This is a genomic window from Xanthomonas fragariae (assembly GCF_017603965.1).
GTDB lineage: Bacteria > Pseudomonadota > Gammaproteobacteria > Xanthomonadales > Xanthomonadaceae > Xanthomonas > Xanthomonas fragariae_A.
On sequence record NZ_CP071955.1, the window covers coordinates 909,744 to 924,620 of the forward strand.

Annotated in this window: 10 protein-coding genes and 5 pseudogenes; 11 read left to right on the top strand and 4 right to left on the bottom strand. The window is 60.6% G+C overall.

Going from position 1 to position 14,877, the window contains the following annotated elements:
- Nucleotides 1–12 precede the first annotated feature (12 nt).
- From J5I97_RS04275 to J5I97_RS04295, 5 genes are read left to right on the top strand one after another with little or no spacing between them, the layout of a single operon-like run.
- Entirely contained in the window at nucleotides 13–1,071 is a 1,059-nt protein-coding gene (locus J5I97_RS04275) for a pilus assembly protein PilM (protein WP_343237655.1), read from the top strand.
- Nucleotides 1,071–1,814, top strand: a complete 744-nt coding sequence (locus J5I97_RS04280; protein WP_208589301.1) for a PilN domain-containing protein — start codon at nucleotides 1,071–1,073, stop codon at nucleotides 1,812–1,814. Before J5I97_RS04275 ends, J5I97_RS04280 begins: the two co-directional genes overlap by 1 nt.
- Nucleotides 1,811–2,476 carry a type 4a pilus biogenesis protein PilO gene (locus J5I97_RS04285; protein WP_208589302.1) on the top strand — a complete coding sequence of 222 codons (666 nt, stop codon included), beginning with the start codon at nucleotides 1,811–1,813 and terminating at the stop codon, nucleotides 2,474–2,476. Before J5I97_RS04280 ends, J5I97_RS04285 begins: the two co-directional genes overlap by 4 nt.
- Nucleotides 2,473–3,006 (top strand): pilus assembly protein PilP, encoded by a 534-nt coding sequence (locus tag J5I97_RS04290; protein ID WP_208589304.1) that lies wholly within the window; start codon nucleotides 2,473–2,475, stop codon nucleotides 3,004–3,006. The genes J5I97_RS04285 and J5I97_RS04290 overlap by 4 nt, the downstream gene beginning before the upstream one ends.
- A gap of 19 nt (nucleotides 3,007–3,025) precedes the next feature.
- Nucleotides 3,026–4,918, top strand: coding sequence for a type IV pilus secretin PilQ (locus tag J5I97_RS04295; RefSeq protein ID WP_208589305.1), 1,893 nt, complete (start codon nucleotides 3,026–3,028; stop codon nucleotides 4,916–4,918).
- Nucleotides 4,919–4,967: 49 nt separating this feature from the next.
- Here J5I97_RS04295 and J5I97_RS04300 read toward each other — a convergent pair.
- Together J5I97_RS04300 and J5I97_RS04305 are read right to left on the bottom strand one after the other, a co-directional pair.
- Nucleotides 4,968–5,657 (bottom strand): annotated as a pseudogene (locus tag J5I97_RS04300) (transposase); the annotation flags it as partial.
- Between the two features lie 18 nt (nucleotides 5,658–5,675).
- Nucleotides 5,676–6,605, bottom strand: a pseudogene (locus J5I97_RS04305) (IS4 family transposase); the annotation flags it as partial.
- Between J5I97_RS04305 and J5I97_RS04310 the strand changes: the two are divergent.
- Nucleotides 6,606–7,079 (top strand): annotated as a pseudogene (locus J5I97_RS04310) (IS5/IS1182 family transposase); the annotation flags it as partial.
- A 247-nt stretch (nucleotides 7,080–7,326) separates the two neighbouring features.
- On the opposite strand, the gene J5I97_RS04315 reads toward J5I97_RS04310, so the two are convergent.
- Nucleotides 7,327–8,132 (bottom strand): IS5 family transposase gene (locus J5I97_RS04315; RefSeq protein ID WP_208586475.1). Its coding sequence is split into 2 segments (ribosomal slippage): nucleotides 7,327–7,802 and nucleotides 7,802–8,132, totalling 807 coding nucleotides; the frame shifts between segments, so codons are not numbered across the junction.
- A gap of 322 nt (nucleotides 8,133–8,454) precedes the next feature.
- Here J5I97_RS04315 and J5I97_RS04320 point away from each other — a divergent pair.
- The 3 genes and pseudogenes from J5I97_RS04320 to J5I97_RS04330 all read left to right on the top strand — a co-directional run.
- Nucleotides 8,455–9,308, top strand: a pseudogene (locus tag J5I97_RS04320) (IS1595 family transposase); the annotation flags it as partial.
- 55 nt (nucleotides 9,309–9,363) lie between these two features.
- A protein-coding gene (locus tag J5I97_RS04325) for an IS5 family transposase (protein WP_208589313.1) occupies nucleotides 9,364–10,168 on the top strand; the annotation gives its coding sequence in 2 pieces (ribosomal slippage) (nucleotides 9,364–9,695 and nucleotides 9,694–10,168; 807 coding nt in all).
- A gap of 8 nt (nucleotides 10,169–10,176) precedes the next feature.
- Nucleotides 10,177–10,287 (top strand): annotated as a pseudogene (locus J5I97_RS04330) (IS1595 family transposase); the annotation flags it as partial.
- 418 nt (nucleotides 10,288–10,705) lie between these two features.
- On the opposite strand, the gene J5I97_RS19770 reads toward J5I97_RS04330, so the two are convergent.
- Entirely contained in the window at nucleotides 10,706–12,526 is a 1,821-nt protein-coding gene (locus tag J5I97_RS19770; protein ID WP_238135638.1) for a hypothetical protein, read from the bottom strand.
- A gap of 346 nt (nucleotides 12,527–12,872) precedes the next feature.
- On the opposite strand from J5I97_RS19770, the gene J5I97_RS04340 reads away from it, so the two are divergent.
- Both J5I97_RS04340 and J5I97_RS04345 read left to right on the top strand, forming a co-directional pair.
- Nucleotides 12,873–13,892: an AAA family ATPase gene (locus J5I97_RS04340; protein WP_208589314.1), complete on the top strand. Its 1,020-nt coding sequence runs from the start codon at nucleotides 12,873–12,875 to the stop codon at nucleotides 13,890–13,892.
- Between the two features lie 21 nt (nucleotides 13,893–13,913).
- Nucleotides 13,914–14,876, top strand: coding sequence for a DUF58 domain-containing protein (locus J5I97_RS04345; RefSeq protein ID WP_208589315.1), 963 nt, complete (start codon nucleotides 13,914–13,916; stop codon nucleotides 14,874–14,876).
- Nucleotide 14,877: the final 1 nt, after the last annotated feature.

The window sequence follows — 14,877 nt, forward strand, 5'->3', positions numbered from 1 at the left end:
AGGGGAGTTTCCGTGGGGCTTCTACCCAAGAGTCAATCGCCGCTTATCGGTGTCGATATCAGTTCCACTGCCGTCAAGCTTTTGCAGCTGTCGCGCAGTGGGAATCGTTTTCGCGTGGATCATTACGCGGTGGAACCATTGCCGCCGAATGCGGTGGTTGAAAAGAACATCGTCGAAGTAGAGGCGGTCGGCGAAGCCATTCGCCGCGCCATGAACCGTTCCGGCAGTAAGGCCAAGAACGCGGCCGCCGCCGTTGCCGGGTCGGCAGTGATCACCAAATTGATCCCGATGCCCGCTGATCTGGACGACGGCGATCTGGAAGCTCAGGTCGAGCTGGAAGCCACCAATTACATCCCGTACCCGATCGAGGAAGTGAATCTCGACTTCGAGGTGCTCGGCCCGCTGCCCAACAGCCCGGACATGGTCCAGGTGCTGCTGGCGGCGTCACGTTCGGAGAATGTGGAACTGCGCCAGTCGGCACTGGAACTTGGCGGCCTGACCGCCAAGGTGATGGACGTGGAGGCTTTTGCGGTCGAAAACGCCTTTGCCCTGGTCGCCAGCGAACTGCCGGTCGCCGCCGATGCGGTGGTCGCGCTGGTGGACATCGGCGCCACCATGACCACGCTGAGCGTATTGCGCTCCGGTCGCAGTCTGTATAGCCGCGAACAGATGTTCGGCGGCAAGCAACTGACCGATGAAGTGATGCGCCGTTATGGATTGACCTACGAAGAAGCCGGGCTGGCAAAGCGTCAAGGCGGTTTGCCGGAGAGCTACGAGGTCGAGGTGCTGGAGCCGTTCAAGGAAGCGACGGTGCAGCAGATCAGCCGTTTGCTGCAGTTCTTCTATGCGGGCAGCGAATTCAACCGCGTCGACTGCATCGTGCTGGCCGGCGGTTGCGCCGCGCTTTCGCGCCTACCGGAGATGGTGGAAGAGCAGCTCGGCGTGACCACCGTGGTCGCCAACCCGCTTGCCCAGATGACCCTGGGCCCGAAGGTTCAGGCCCACGCGCTGGCGCTGGATGCGCCTGCATTGATGATCGCCACCGGCCTGGCCCTGAGGAGCTTTGACTGATGGCAAGAATCAATCTATTGCCCTGGCGCGCCGAGCGCCGGAAGGCGCGCGAGCGCGAGTTTTACTCGATGCTGGGCTTTGCCGCGCTCGGCGGCGTTCTGCTGTCTGGGCTGATTTGGTTCTACTACGACGTGCAGATCAGTGGCCAGACCGAGCGCAATGCGTTCCTGATCACCGAGATCGACAAGGTCAAGGCGCAGAACGAAAAGATCAAGGAACTCGATAAGAAGAAGGACCGCCTGCTTGCCCGTAAGAAGGTGATCGAGGAACTGCAGGCTAATCGGTCGCAGATGGTGCATCTGTTCGATTCGCTGGTGCGCACCATTCCCGATGGCGTGGTGCTGACCAATATCAAGCAGGACGGCGACATCCTGACCCTGGAAGGGCGCTCGCAGTCCAATGCCCGCGTCAGTGCGTACATGCGTAATCTGGAAGGCTCGGGTTGGATGACCAATCCGGATTTGTCGATCATCGAGGCCAAGAGCCAGGACAAGGCCGGGCAACCCGCTGCATCGTCGATGGACACCAAGGCGCTGCCGTATGTGTTTACGCTCAAGGTCAAGTTGGCCAATCCGAACGAGGCGGACAAGAACGGCGCTACGCCAGCAGCGGTCGATGCGCAAGCGCCGGCTGGAAAACCGGCCGGTGCGACATCTGCAGCGCCCGCGCCTGCCACGCCGCCTATACCTATGCAGGCGGCGCCGGCGCCGGTGAATCGACCGCAGGAGGGGGCGGCATCATGAGTAAGAAATCATTCAAGCTCAGCGATCTGGATTTCAACAACATCGGCGGTTGGCCGCAGCAAGCACGTATCGTGTTCTGCGTGGTTGTCGGCCTTTTCATCCTGGTTTTGGCCTGGTTCCTGCTGATCAGCAGCAAGCGCGATGCGTTGGAAGGACTGGAAGCCACCGAAACGCAATTGCGCAGCGAGTTCGAGACCCAGCAGGGCCGCGCTGTGAATCTGGAGCCACTCAAGCAGCAGCTCGCGCAGATGGAACAGGTGCTGCAGCAGATGCTGCGTCAGCTTCCCAGCAAGACGGAAATGCCGGATCTGATCATTGACATCTCGCAGACCGCGCTGTCCAGTGGCTTGTCCAACGAGTTATTCCAGCCGGGTCCGGAATCGCCCAAGGAGTTCTATGCCGAGAAGCCGATTGCGCTACGCATGGTGGGTGGTTACCACCAGTTTGGTGCCTTTGTCGGCGGCGTGGCTTCCCTGCCGCGCGTGGTGATCCTGACCATGCACGACATTAACCTCAAGCCGAAGGAACCCAAGGCCGGCATCACGCCGCGCGGGGCGCTGGAACTGTCCGGTACGGTCAAGACCTATCGTTATCTGGACGACGAGGAAATGGCCGAGCAGGAGAAGGCCACGGCCGACGCTGCCAAGAAGGGCGGCCAATGACCATGAGACTGCTCAAAATCCTGTCTTGCTTGGCGTTAATCGCTGTACTGCCGGCGTGCAGCCGCGGCGTCACCAGCACGCCTGGCGATGCGCCGAACCTGGAAGCGTGGGTGGCCGAAGTGCGTGCGCGTCCTGCGCCGCCGCTGGAGCCGCTGCCGGTGATGCAGCAGTTCGAAACCTTCGAATATGCGGCGCAGGTGATGCGGGACCCGTTCAGCGATGCCTGGGTCGGCGCCGAAGGTGGCAATGGTACGCGTCCGGATCCGAACCGGCGCAAGGAACCGTTGGAAGCTTTCCCGCTCGACGCCCTCGACATGGTGGGGACCATTGGAGGCGGGTCGGGCCTGATCGCTCTGGTGATGGCGCCCGACAAGGTGACCTACCGGGTGCGGCCGGGTGTGTATTTGGGACAGAGCGATGGCCGGGTCACCGGGGTCTACGAAGACCGCATCGAGCTGATTGAACTTGTGCCGGACGGTGCGGGTGGATGGCTTGAACGGCCGGCCGCACTCGCATTAGATGATCAATAAAGTGATAGGGGATAGCACGATGACGTTTTCCAATGCCCAGCGGCTGCGTCCGGTGCGACGCCACGCGATAGTCCAGGCCTGCACGTTGGGGTTCGCGTTGGTACTGGCGAGCGGCAGCACATTCGCGGCGGCGGCGCTGAATCAGCCGGCGCAGGATCCGGCCAAGGTCGCTCCTGCGAGATTGGCGGTGTCCAAGATCGATTTCAAACGCGGTGAAGACGGCGCAGGCCGTCTGATCCTGCAGTTCGACGGCCAGGGCGCCAGCCTGGACCTGCGTACGCAGGGCGATAACGTGCTGGTCGACATCAGCAACGCCCGGTTGCCTGCCGAACTGCAGCGCCCGCTCAACGTCACCGACTTCGCAACGCCGGTGCAGCGTGTCGAGGTCAAGCCGTCTGGTTCTGGCTCGCAGCTGGTGCTGTCGACCAAGGGAGCATTCGACTCGCTGGCCTACCAGACCGGCAACGAATACGTGGTCGAAATCACTCCGCGTAAGGGCCAGCCGGCAGTCGGCGGCGTAAGCGCCGCGGCGGTCACCCAGGCCGCAGCGCAAATTGCTGCGCGCGGCTACAGCGGCCGCCCGGTGACGTTCAACTTCCAGGACGTGCCAGTGCGCACCGTGCTGCAGCTGATCGCTGAAGAGTCGAACCTCAATATCGTGGCGTCGGACACTGTGCAGGGCAATGTCACCCTGCGCCTGATGAACGTGCCGTGGGACCAGGCGCTGGACATCGTGCTGCGCGCCAAGGGTCTGGACAAGCGCCGCGATGGCGGCGTGGTGTGGGTCGCACCGCAGCCGGAGCTGGCCAAGTTCGAGCAGGACAAGGAAGACGCTCGCATCGCGATCGAAAATCGCGAGGATTTGATCACCGATTATGTGCAGATCAATTACCACAGCGCGTCGTTGATTTTTAAGGCACTGACAGAAGCCAAGGGAATTGGCGGCGGCGGTGGCCAGGGCGGCCAAGGCGGCGGCGCGGGGCAGCAGGACAATGGGTTTTTATCGCCCCGCGGTCGCCTGGTTCCCGACGAACGTACCAATACATTGATGATCAGCGATATTCCGAAGAAGGTCGCGCAGATGCGGGAATTGATCTCGCATATCGATCGTCCGGTAGATCAGGTTTTGATAGAAAGCCGTATTGTTATCGCGACAGATACATTTGCGCGTGATCTGGGCGCGCGTTTTGGTGTTACAGGGGCAACTGGGCGCGGAATCCTCAGCGGCTCGCTGGAGAGCAACATCAACTATTTGAACAGCTCTGCGCACTTGTTCCCTTCAGGACTCAATGTAAGTCTCGGTGCAGCCGGAGGATTCACCAGCAGCACGCCTGGCAGCCTCGCCTACACCTTGCTAGGGTCGAATTTCAATCTGGATATCGAGCTGTCCGCGATGCAGCAAGAGGGTCGAGGCGAGGTTGTTTCCAATCCGCGCATCGTAACCGCCAATCAGCGCGAAGGCGTTATCAAGCAGGGGCGCGAAATCGGCTACGTGACCATCAGCGGCAGTGGTGCTGGCGGTGGCGGTTCGCAGGCCAATGTGCAGTTCAAAGAAGTTCTGCTTGAACTCAAGGTGACGCCAACCATTACCAACGACAATCGCGTTTTTCTTAACATGAATGTCAAGAAGGATGAAATTGCACGGCTCATCGATTTGCCGCTGTATGGCACCGTGCCGGAGATTAATCGTCGGGAGATCAATACCGCCGTCCTGGTGGGGGATGGTGAGACTGTTGTGATCGGCGGCGTCTACGAATTTACCGATCGCGAAAGCATTTCCAAGGTGCCCTTTCTGGGCGACATTCCGTTCCTTGGCAATTTGTTCAAGAAGCGTGGTCGGAGCAAAGAGAAGGCTGAGTTGCTGGTGTTCGTGACGCCGAAGGTGCTGCGTGTGGCTAGCGCCACGCGCTAATACGCTCCCATGCATTAAAAGAAAAAGGCCGCAGACAGCATAATGCTGTTCACTTAAGCGGAGCAGCCTTTCGATCTACCGGATAGCGGGTCTTCGAGATCTTCACCGTCCTTGGCCGCGTAGGCCTTGGACGGTGATCGAGGAACAGGCTCGCGATGCCTGAGCGAAGCTGGGATAGGCGTCTTCCTGTGGCGGAAGCCGGATTGGCCGCGGCCATCACGATGAGTTGCACTGCGATGTACTGGCAGACCGGTGTGAATCGGATGTCCGCAGGCGTTGTGCCAAACGCCACAGCTGCCTGACCGGCTTCACGTCCAATGATGTTGTAGGCCAGCAGCAACCCCCAGACCTCCTGGTACACCAAGTCGATCTTCTTGCTGCGTAAGGTCGTTGCGTTGTGCTGCATCGAGCTTTTGATGTCGCGCAAACCCAGTTCGATTTCCCATCGCTGCTGGTAAAGCGTTGCGACAGACTTGGCGCTGTAAGTGGTGGCAGGCAGCGAGGTCAGTACCGACTTTCTCTTCCCCTGATGCAGATAGCTCACTTCACGCACGTCCCAGTGCGTGGGAAGCGCTGGATTGCGTTTTCTGGCCTGTGGCGAGACACGCATGCGCAGTAACCGATCATCAGTGCCATAACGCGTGATTTCCTCAGCCACCAAGCCCTTGCGTGCTGGTGTCAGCCAGTGGCGTGCAGTGCCAGTATTGGCGAGCGAAAGCAACAGATCAGCGCTCCAGAACTAAGGTATCCCCACGTTTTACACCGTAAGCATCATCTGCTCGCGCACTGCCGCAGGCAGTGCGCGCAAGCGCTCTATCCACCGTGAGACAGGCTCCATCGGCCAGTGCCTGATTAAGGCTTCTCGACCGATGCGTCGCGTGGAGTAAAGCTTGCGTGTTCTGTTGCGTGGAGACAGCCACTGGGCGATACCGGTAGCTTCGCATCCCAGCCCTGCCAACCAGCTGGCGAATGCAGCCAACGTATTGATCAACAGCAGGATCTGTAGTCGCTCGCCGCGTCGGGGCAAACTGTCTTCCAGCGCCTGGCCGTAGCGATGTGATTTCAGATCGCGAAATGCCAGTTCGATCTGCATCCGTCGTGCGTACACATTCACCAACTGCTTAGCGCTGGGTGCCTGCAGCTGCGGGGATGCAACGATCAACCAGGGCTCGCGCCCACGCGCCGCGGCCTTCAGACTCGATGACGCACGCGAGGCTTTGGCGGGTGAGCGGCGATTGCACTGTTTGCGCCCTTGCCGTGTCTTGGCGTAAACCACTAACCGGCAATCGAGTGGATCGCTGCGATTGGCCTGCATCGGCGGTAACTCGCAGGCACGATTGGACGCCAAAACGTGCAGTTTCCGGCTGTCGCTCCATTGCTCTGCCTCATCCGGCACGTTCTGCGGCTTGACTTGCGGGCGTCCGCGCAGTCGCCCAACTCAACACCAGCCCATGGCCGATACGGCGCGGAACCACGGTGTCCGGAAGCCGGCGTCAGTGACCAGGATCGGGCGAACATCGTCCGGAACCAGTGCCCTCAGTTGTTGCAAGAAGCGTTTTTCTGCACCAGGCGATCCCTGCTGCTTTCCTGGCACCACCATGTCCAGCAAGGTGAGCGTGCGGCCGCCCACCGGCACCGCTGCGCGCAGCAGACACCACGATTTGTCTGGCTTCAAATCGCTCCAGTCATTGCGGTCACCGCCAGCAAGAGATTGGTCGTGGGCGCGCGCAGTTTTCCTGGCAATCCGTACGACGGCGACACCTTGGCCGAACAGCTGGAGCAGACACGCGGGTTGCTGCAGGATGTGAGCGTAGAACCGATGGTAGCGATCGTGGACCTTGGCGATCGCGGGCGCGAGGTCGATGGCGTGCAGGTCCTGCATCGCGGCAAGGCCAAGACGCTGACGCGACGGCAATGGCGCTGGATCAAGCGACGGCAGGCGGTGGAGCCGGTGATCGGACATCTGAAAGACGACTGCAGGTTGCCTCGCTGCAGGTTGAAAGGTGCACAAGGCGATGCGCTGCACGTGCTCGGCTGCGCCGCCGGCTACACCCTGCGCTGGCTGCTGGGCTGGATCGCGTTTTTGCGTGCCTGGAGGCGGGCGATGGGATGGTCATCCTTTAGCGCCGTGCCGCTGTCACCGACGGCACTTGGCGCTTGAAAGGGATTTTTCAGGGACGACTTTTTATCAGGGTTCATCTTCAGTGCCTTGATGCAATGTGTCCGCGCTGCGAGCCTTGAAAACTGACGGACCGTTGCTCCCGATACACGACTCATTTTTTCTAAATATTAAGCTTGCGTTAAGCGAGCTAATCTGCAACTCTATGCTCCATAGGACTGCGTATCCGCAGCTGTAATGGAATTACGAGAAAGTGAGATGGGTAATAAAGCAGTAGCGCTAAGAGCGGCTAACAAAACCCAGGAAGAAGCCGTAAGCAGATGATGGAGCATGCAAGCGAGAGCAACGCCAAGTGGAGATCGATGCGGCGTTCAAAGCGGATGCGCAGTTTGCCCATGCCTGCGAACCAGGCATGCGTGCGCTCGACGACCCAGCGATGACGGCCCAACCGGTCGTTGCGCTCGATTCCCTTGCGTGCGATCCGCGCAATGATGCCGCGCTGCTTGAGGAAGGCGCGACAGCGGTCGATGTCGTAAGCCTTGTCGGCGTGCAATTTGTCTGGCCAACGTCGCGGGCGCCCTGGTTTGCCACCAATTGGCGGCAAGGCGTCGATCAACTCCTCGAACACGACCGAGTCGTGCCGATTGGCGCCGGTGACGCACACTGCCAAGGGCACGCCGTTGCGGTCCACGATCAGATGCCGTTTGCTGCCGAGTTTGCCGCGATCGGTCGGGTTTGGCCCGGTGTAGGCGCCCCCCGGGGGGAGGCCACACTGGCGGCGTCCAGACTGGCTCGGCTCAGATCCAGCCTCTGGGCGCGACGCAGCTCGGTCAGCAACACCTGATGCAGACGATGCCACACACCGGCGGCTTGCCAATCACGCAACCGGCGCCAGCAGGTCATGCCGCTGCCATAGCCCAGTTCCACAGGCAGGTCTTCCCATGGCATGCCCGTGCGCAAGACATAGACGATGCCGTTGAGGGCTTGCTGATCACTGATGCGCGGCCGTCCACCTTTGGGCGAACGCTTCACTTGGGGAATCAGCGGCTCGATGCGCTTCCACAGCGCAATGGGGATCTCTTTGCGACGTGTCATGTCCGCAATTTTGCCACCGGCGAGACAAGATTCAAGGGGTTTTGTTAGACGCTCTAAGTGCAGCAGCACTAGCAGTCGTAGTAGCTGGCATCATCTGGACGCACGAAGCGCGTAAGGGCGAAGTCCCAACGCAGGGCATTTATCAGAATGAGACCTTCACTGAGTCGAACGAGTCAGTGGAAGCTCAGGGTGCATTTCAGGCGGTTGGCAAGGGCGTCAATCCTGATTCATCTGCTCCTGCCAGGAACCCGTTTCCCGAGGTTCCGAAAACTCGAGATGGAATGAGCTTCGATAACGACCCTGGATATGTCGAAAGGGCGTGATGCGCATCAATGCCGTGCAGTTCCAAGCTGGAGTATCGATGCCCGAGTTCTTCGCATCCTACGGTACCGAAGCCAAGTGCTACCGCGCCCTGTAAAAGTGGCGGTGGCCGCAGGGATTTCGTTGCCCCTGCTGTGCTGGATGGTCGCGCTCGCGTTTCAAGCGGGGGGCTGCGATCTACTCCCAATGCAGCGCGTGCCGTCATCAGACCAGCCTGATCGCTGGCACGATGTTCGAAGGCACCAAACTGCCGCTGCGCACCTGGATGCTGGCCTTGCACCTGTTGACCTGGACCAAAACCAATATGGCCGCGCTTGAGTTGATGCGCCATCTGGGGGTTAACTACAAGAGCGCCTGGCGGATGAAGCACAAGATCATGCAGGTCATGGCCGAGCGCGAATCTGTGCGCAAACTATCTGGTCTTGTGCAGATCGACGATGCCTATCTGGGCGGTGAGCGTAACGGCGGCAAGGCTGGACGCGGGTCGGAAAACAAACAACCGTTCCTGATTGCGGTACAGACCGATGCCACCTTCACCGCGCCGAGGTTTGTGGTGATCGAGCCGGTGCGCAGCTTTGATAATGCCTCGCTCAAGGACTGAACGGCGCGTCGCCTGGCGCCCGCATGCGAGGTCTACACCGACGGGCTAGCCTGCTTCCGCCGCCTGGAAGAGGCCGGCCACGCGCACACCACGCTGGATACCGGTGGGGTGGGCGGGCGGCGACCGAAGCGGCCGGCGCCCGCTGGGTCAACGTGGTGCTGGGCAACCTCAAACGCGCCATCAGTGGCGTGTATGACGCCATCGCGCAAGGCAAATACGCAAGGCGTTACCTGGGAGAAGCGGCCTATCGTTTTAGAGCGGCTAACAAAACCCTTTGACTATTGTTTCGTTGGCGGCAAAATTGCTGGCATGACACGTCGCAAAGAGAGCCCCATTGCGCTGTGGAAGCGCATCGAGCCGCTGATTCCCCAAGTGAAGCGTTCGCCTAAAGGTGGACGGCCGCGTATCAGTGATCAGCAAGCCCTCAACGGCATCGTCTATGTCTTGCGCACGGGCATGCCATGGGAAGACCTGCCTGTGGAACTGGGCTATGGCAGCGGCATGACCTGCTGGCGCCGGTTGCGTGATTGGCAAGCCGCCAGTGTGTGGCATCGTCTGCATCAGGTGTTGCTGACCGAGCTGCGTCGCGCCCAGAGGCTAGATCTGAGCCGAGCCAGTCTGGACGCCGCCAGTGTGGCCTCCCCCGGGGGGCGCCTACACCGGGCCAAACCCGACCGATCGCGGCAAACTCGGCAGCAAACGGCATCTGATCGTGGACCGCAACGGCGTGCCCTTGGCAGTGTGCGTCACCGGCGCCAATCGGCACGACTCGGTCGTGTTCGAGGAGTTGATCGACGCCTTGCCGCCAATTGGTGGCAAACCAGGGCGCCCGCGACGTTGGCCAGACAAATTGCACGCCGACAAGGCTTACGACATCGACCGCTGTCGCGCCTTCCTCAAGCAGCGCGGCATCATTGCGCGGATCGCACGCAAGGGAATCGAGCGCAACGACCGGTTGGGCCGTCATCGCTGGGTCGTCGAGCGCACGCATGCCTGGTTCGCAGGCATGGGCAAACTGCGCATCCGCTTTGAACGCCGCATCGATCTCCACTTGGCGTTGCTCTCGCTTGCATGCTCCATCATCTGCTTACGGCTTCTTCCTGGGTTTTGTTAGCCGCTCTTAATCGCCGATTCCGCTTGTGCGACATGCCGCCACGACTTGCCACGGCCATGATGCAATCCGCACCATGTCTAGAGCCGGTTTTGCGTGCGGCGAGCAATTTTCATGGCTGAGAGTCAGGGCTAATCAGTAGGTTTTTAGAGGTATCCTGAACATCACGATGCCCGTCAGTGAACCAATCGCGTTCGAATCGCTCACACTGGATCTGTGAACGCACCGCCGCTCTTACCCTTAGAAGCCGCTGCCGCGCCCGCCTAAAACCGGTTGCATCGATCTGGATCTCCACGTGGCGTTGTTCCCGCCGGCCTGCTCCATCATCTGCTGGCGGTGGCGCAGTAGTTTTGTTAGCCGCTCTTAGCCACCTCGAAAGAAGCGAAGACAGATAAAGGTGGGGCTGGCTCCACGCGTTGGTCACGCTCGTCATGGCGACAACGCGATACTGCATGCTGCGGATACAACCGATCTGCTGCTCTCAAGCCCCACGATGCAATAGCCATTGGGGACAGGCTATGGATCATGTTTCCAGTTGGGTCAGGTGTCGTCCTCGTTGGATGTCGGTAGTGACGCTTGCGACATGGCGGTGGTGCGCTGCGGCCTTGTAGCTTCTGGATGCAGTGCATCCCGGTTGAATGCAAGGGTGGAACTCGATGGCTCGGACTGGGCTGACCACGAAACTTCCCTCACCTCCGCCGGGGGCATGTTGAGGTCCCAACTACGTTGAGGCGTCTGCGGCTCGGGGGCTGACCCCGACGGTCCCGCTAGCTCCTCCGCGGGCATATTGAGATCCCATCTGTAAGGCGCCTGCGGCCGACCACCCGAACGAGTGGGTTCAACCATGGAAAGGTAAGAAGGCCCCGACGGCTCAGCTCTGCTTCCGAGCTCAGGCGACTGCACGTTAAGAGGAAGCATCTCGCGCATTCTCTTCAGCATGCCTTGCATGGAACCGGCGTTTTTCGATTTTCCGGCATCGATGTACAGAGCCAAATCGTCATCCAACGTTGGGTCGTGCAAACGCGACGCCATTGTCGCTTTTGCGTTCTCATCTAGCCAGACGCTGAATCGGATCATACGGGATGACATCTTATCGGCGTAGCTTTGCCCGCTATCGTATGTCTTCCCGCCGCTGTTTTCCCACAAAGCCTTTTTATATCGCTCTCTGAGTCGGCGGTCGGCTTCGGGTATTTTACCCACACTATGCCTCTTCACGAAGTCCGTCTCTCCGGTGAGGTAAAGTTTCCGCAGTTTCTGCAATGCCCTAACTGACTTTTCACTACTCGCCATGCGAGTTCTTGCGAAGGCGCGGGCGTCATCCATCAATGTTTGTGAGTGCAGCCTGCCCGTTTCGCACAATCCCTTTTTATCCTGGGCATGGAGCCATTCACTGAACGCGCGCAACGTGGTTGCATACGTGTTTGCATAATTGGGGTGAGCAGAAAACGCATTAGCGATGAATTCTTCATCGCCGCCAGGAGCCTCATGGCGGCTGTAATCCCGGATCTTTACCGTTCCGTCTTTATCAGATGCCATAATACTCAGATGGTTCATTGCCGCGTCCAGATGATTGCGTTTCATATTTTCTTGAAAACTAAGGACATCGAGTTTCAGCCCGTCCTTGTCTTTGAGGAGCCGGTCTGGCAGAGCAGCCTTTTTCTGCTCCCTGAGCCAATTGCTAAAACGTATCAACACATAGATGTAGCTTCTTGCGGTATTGAATGTGCTCTGCGCCTCCTCGAGGCGGGTTATAAACTGCTCGATGAGTTCCTGGTCGGCTGGATAGAGTGCATTGAAGCTTGACGGCCCGCGCGCGCTTCGTATCGTGTCTCTTAGCTTGGCGAACCTGCTGCGCCTATCGCCCGAGGTTGATGGACAATCAACTGGCGCCGGACGTTCCTCATGAACTGCGACGTCTTCGGAAGCAGGCTGCTGCGCTGTTGTCCCCTGGGGCCCAGGCGCATCCGCGCGCCGAAGTTGAGGAACATGACTGTTGGGGTGCGGGTCGTCGTAATGCAGCGCGAAGGGAAACGGTATCGATGTGCCGTTCGGCGCCAGAAGCGCACTCGGCCCCGGCACCGAACGCGCAGCAGATGCCTCGGTGCGACGGCGCTTATTCGGTCGAGCTGGCAGTTCGCCGAGGACGCCGGAGGGCGCTGACGACGACGGCATTCCGGCCGGAGCGCCACCCGGGCTCGCCGACCGGCCAGTCGCCTGCTCTGGCACGCTTTGGTAGGTGCTCTGGGCATGCGTCCGACGATTGCTGCTCTTTGGCCTCATCATTTTTTCGCTCCGCTTCATGATGAAAAAGACGGCTCGTTGCTGCATCTTGTCAAGCTGATGCGGCGCAGGGATATCCACTGAATACCGCCAACTCTCGCGCATTGGCTCCACTGGTGAGCTTGCTTCTCGTTTTGTTCGAAGCGACGCCGATCCTGCTCTCTAGTATCGAACATCGTGATCGATCGATCGCAAATCCGGCGCGCAGATGGCGAAGGGGTAGCGAGTTTGCCGAACATCAACGTGAGTGTTTTAGTAAAAGGAGCCCTGCGGGCTCCCTGCAGAATAATTTCGATGCGTGTTATGTGTGAAGATCAACGTGGTGCTTGTGTCAAAGCAGCCACAACCATGCATTGTGTCGCTCGCTGAACGGCCTGAGCCCACTTAGGAGTGAACCAATCGCGTTCGAATCGGTCACACTGAGTCTATGAACGCACCGCCGCTCTTACCCCCAGAAACCGCTGCCGCGCCCGTCGAGGACCGGCTGCATCGTCAATTCACCTTGCTGCGCGAGTCGCTGGCGCAGCGCATCGTTGGTCAATCGGCGCTTGTCGAGCGGCTACTGATCGCGTTGCTGGCCGACGGCCACCTGTTGGTTGAAGGCGCGCCCGGGTTGGCCAAGACCACTGCGATTCGTGCGCTGGCTTCTCGGCTGGAGGCCGACTTCGCGCGGGTGCAGTTCACGCCGGATTTGCTGCCTGCCGATTTGACCGGCACCGAGATCTGGCGATCGCAAGACAGCCGCTTCGAGTTCATGCCAGGGCCGATCTTCCATCCGATCCTGCTGGCCGACGAGATCAACCGTGCCCCGGCCAAGGTGCAGTCGGCGCTGCTGGAAGCCATGGGCGAGCGCCAGGTCACGGTCGGTCGGCATACGTATGCGCTGCCGCAGCTGTTTCTGGTGATGGCGACGCAGAACCCGATCGAGCAAGAGGGCACCTTCCCCTTACCCGAGGCGCAGTTGGATCGCTTTCTGATGCATGTGCGCATCGGCTATCCGCAGGCCGATGCGGAGGCGGAAATCCTGCGCCTGGCGCGCGAGGCTGCGCGCGATACCTTGGAAAAGCATGAGGCCGTGCCCGACAAGATTCCGCTAGAGGATGTCTTCGCTGCACGAGGTGTGGTGCTGGACGTGCATCTGGCGCCGCAGTTGGAACGCTATCTGATCGAGATCGTGCTCGCTTCGCGCGATGCGCAGCGTTACGACCCGGCGTTGGCGCGGCGGATCGCCTGGGGCGCGAGTCCGCGCGGCTCGATTGCGTTGGAGCGTTGCGCGCGCGCGCGCGCGTGGCTGGCCGGGCGCGACTACGTGACGCCAGACGATATCCGCGCAATCGCGCCGGACGTGCTGCGTCATCGCGTGCTGCCCAGCTATGAAGCCACCGCTGAAGGGTGGGATGGCGAACGTCTGGTTGCCGCGTTGCTGGAAAAGATTCCGCTGCCCTGATCGGGTAGCGTTCGCTGAGGTATGCCGCCCTCTCGCCAGACTCCGATGTTTTCGATGCCTTCTTCATCCCCTGAAATCGCTCCGTCGTCCGTCGCCGGTGATGGCCTGCGCCCCAGCCTTGCGGAGTTGATCGCGCTGCGCGGTACCGCGATCCATCGCGGGCAACCGGGGCGCGGTCGCCATGGATTGGTCGGGCCGGTGCCGGCGGCAACGCGCGGGCGCGGGATGGAGTACGCCGAGTCACGCGAGTATGTGGCAGGCGACGATGCGCGGCACATCGATTGGCGCGTTACCGCGCGCACCGGGCGGGCACATACCAAATTATTCCAGGCCGAGCGCGAGCGCTTGAGCCTGATCGTTGCCGACACCTCGCCGGCGCTCTTTTTCGGCACCCGGGTGCGCTATAAATCGGTGCAGGCGGCACGCGCCGGCGCCGTTGCGGCGTGGCTGGCGCTGCGGCAAGGCGACCGGATCGCGGCATTGCGCGGCACTGCCAGCGAGGCGCCGATTACGCCGCGTTCCGGTCAACGCGGTGTGTTGCCGGTTCTGGATGCATTGATGCGTTGGTATGCGCAACCGCCGCACGGCGATGCGGGGCTGGATGTTGCGCTGGATCATGCCGCGCGCCTGTTACGCCCCGGTGCACGCCTGACCGTGCTGGCCGATGCACGCAGTGCCAGTAGAATTTCCACCACGCGCTGGTCGGGCTTGGCCTTGCATCATGAAGTGGTAGTGATCGTGCTGGTCGACCCATTGGAGCTGGCGCCGCCTGCACGCGTATTGGCATTCGATGCAGGTGGCGAACGCATTGCGATCGATCTCTCCAGCCAGGCCGGACGCGCGCGCTGGCAGGACGAATTCGTAGCGCCGCTGGAACAACTCACCTCGCTGCTGCGGGCGCGCGGTGTACGTCTGCACCGCCTGTCTACCGACGATACCAGCGATGCTTGGTTGGGCGGCAGCACGACCGGGTGCGGTGGATGAG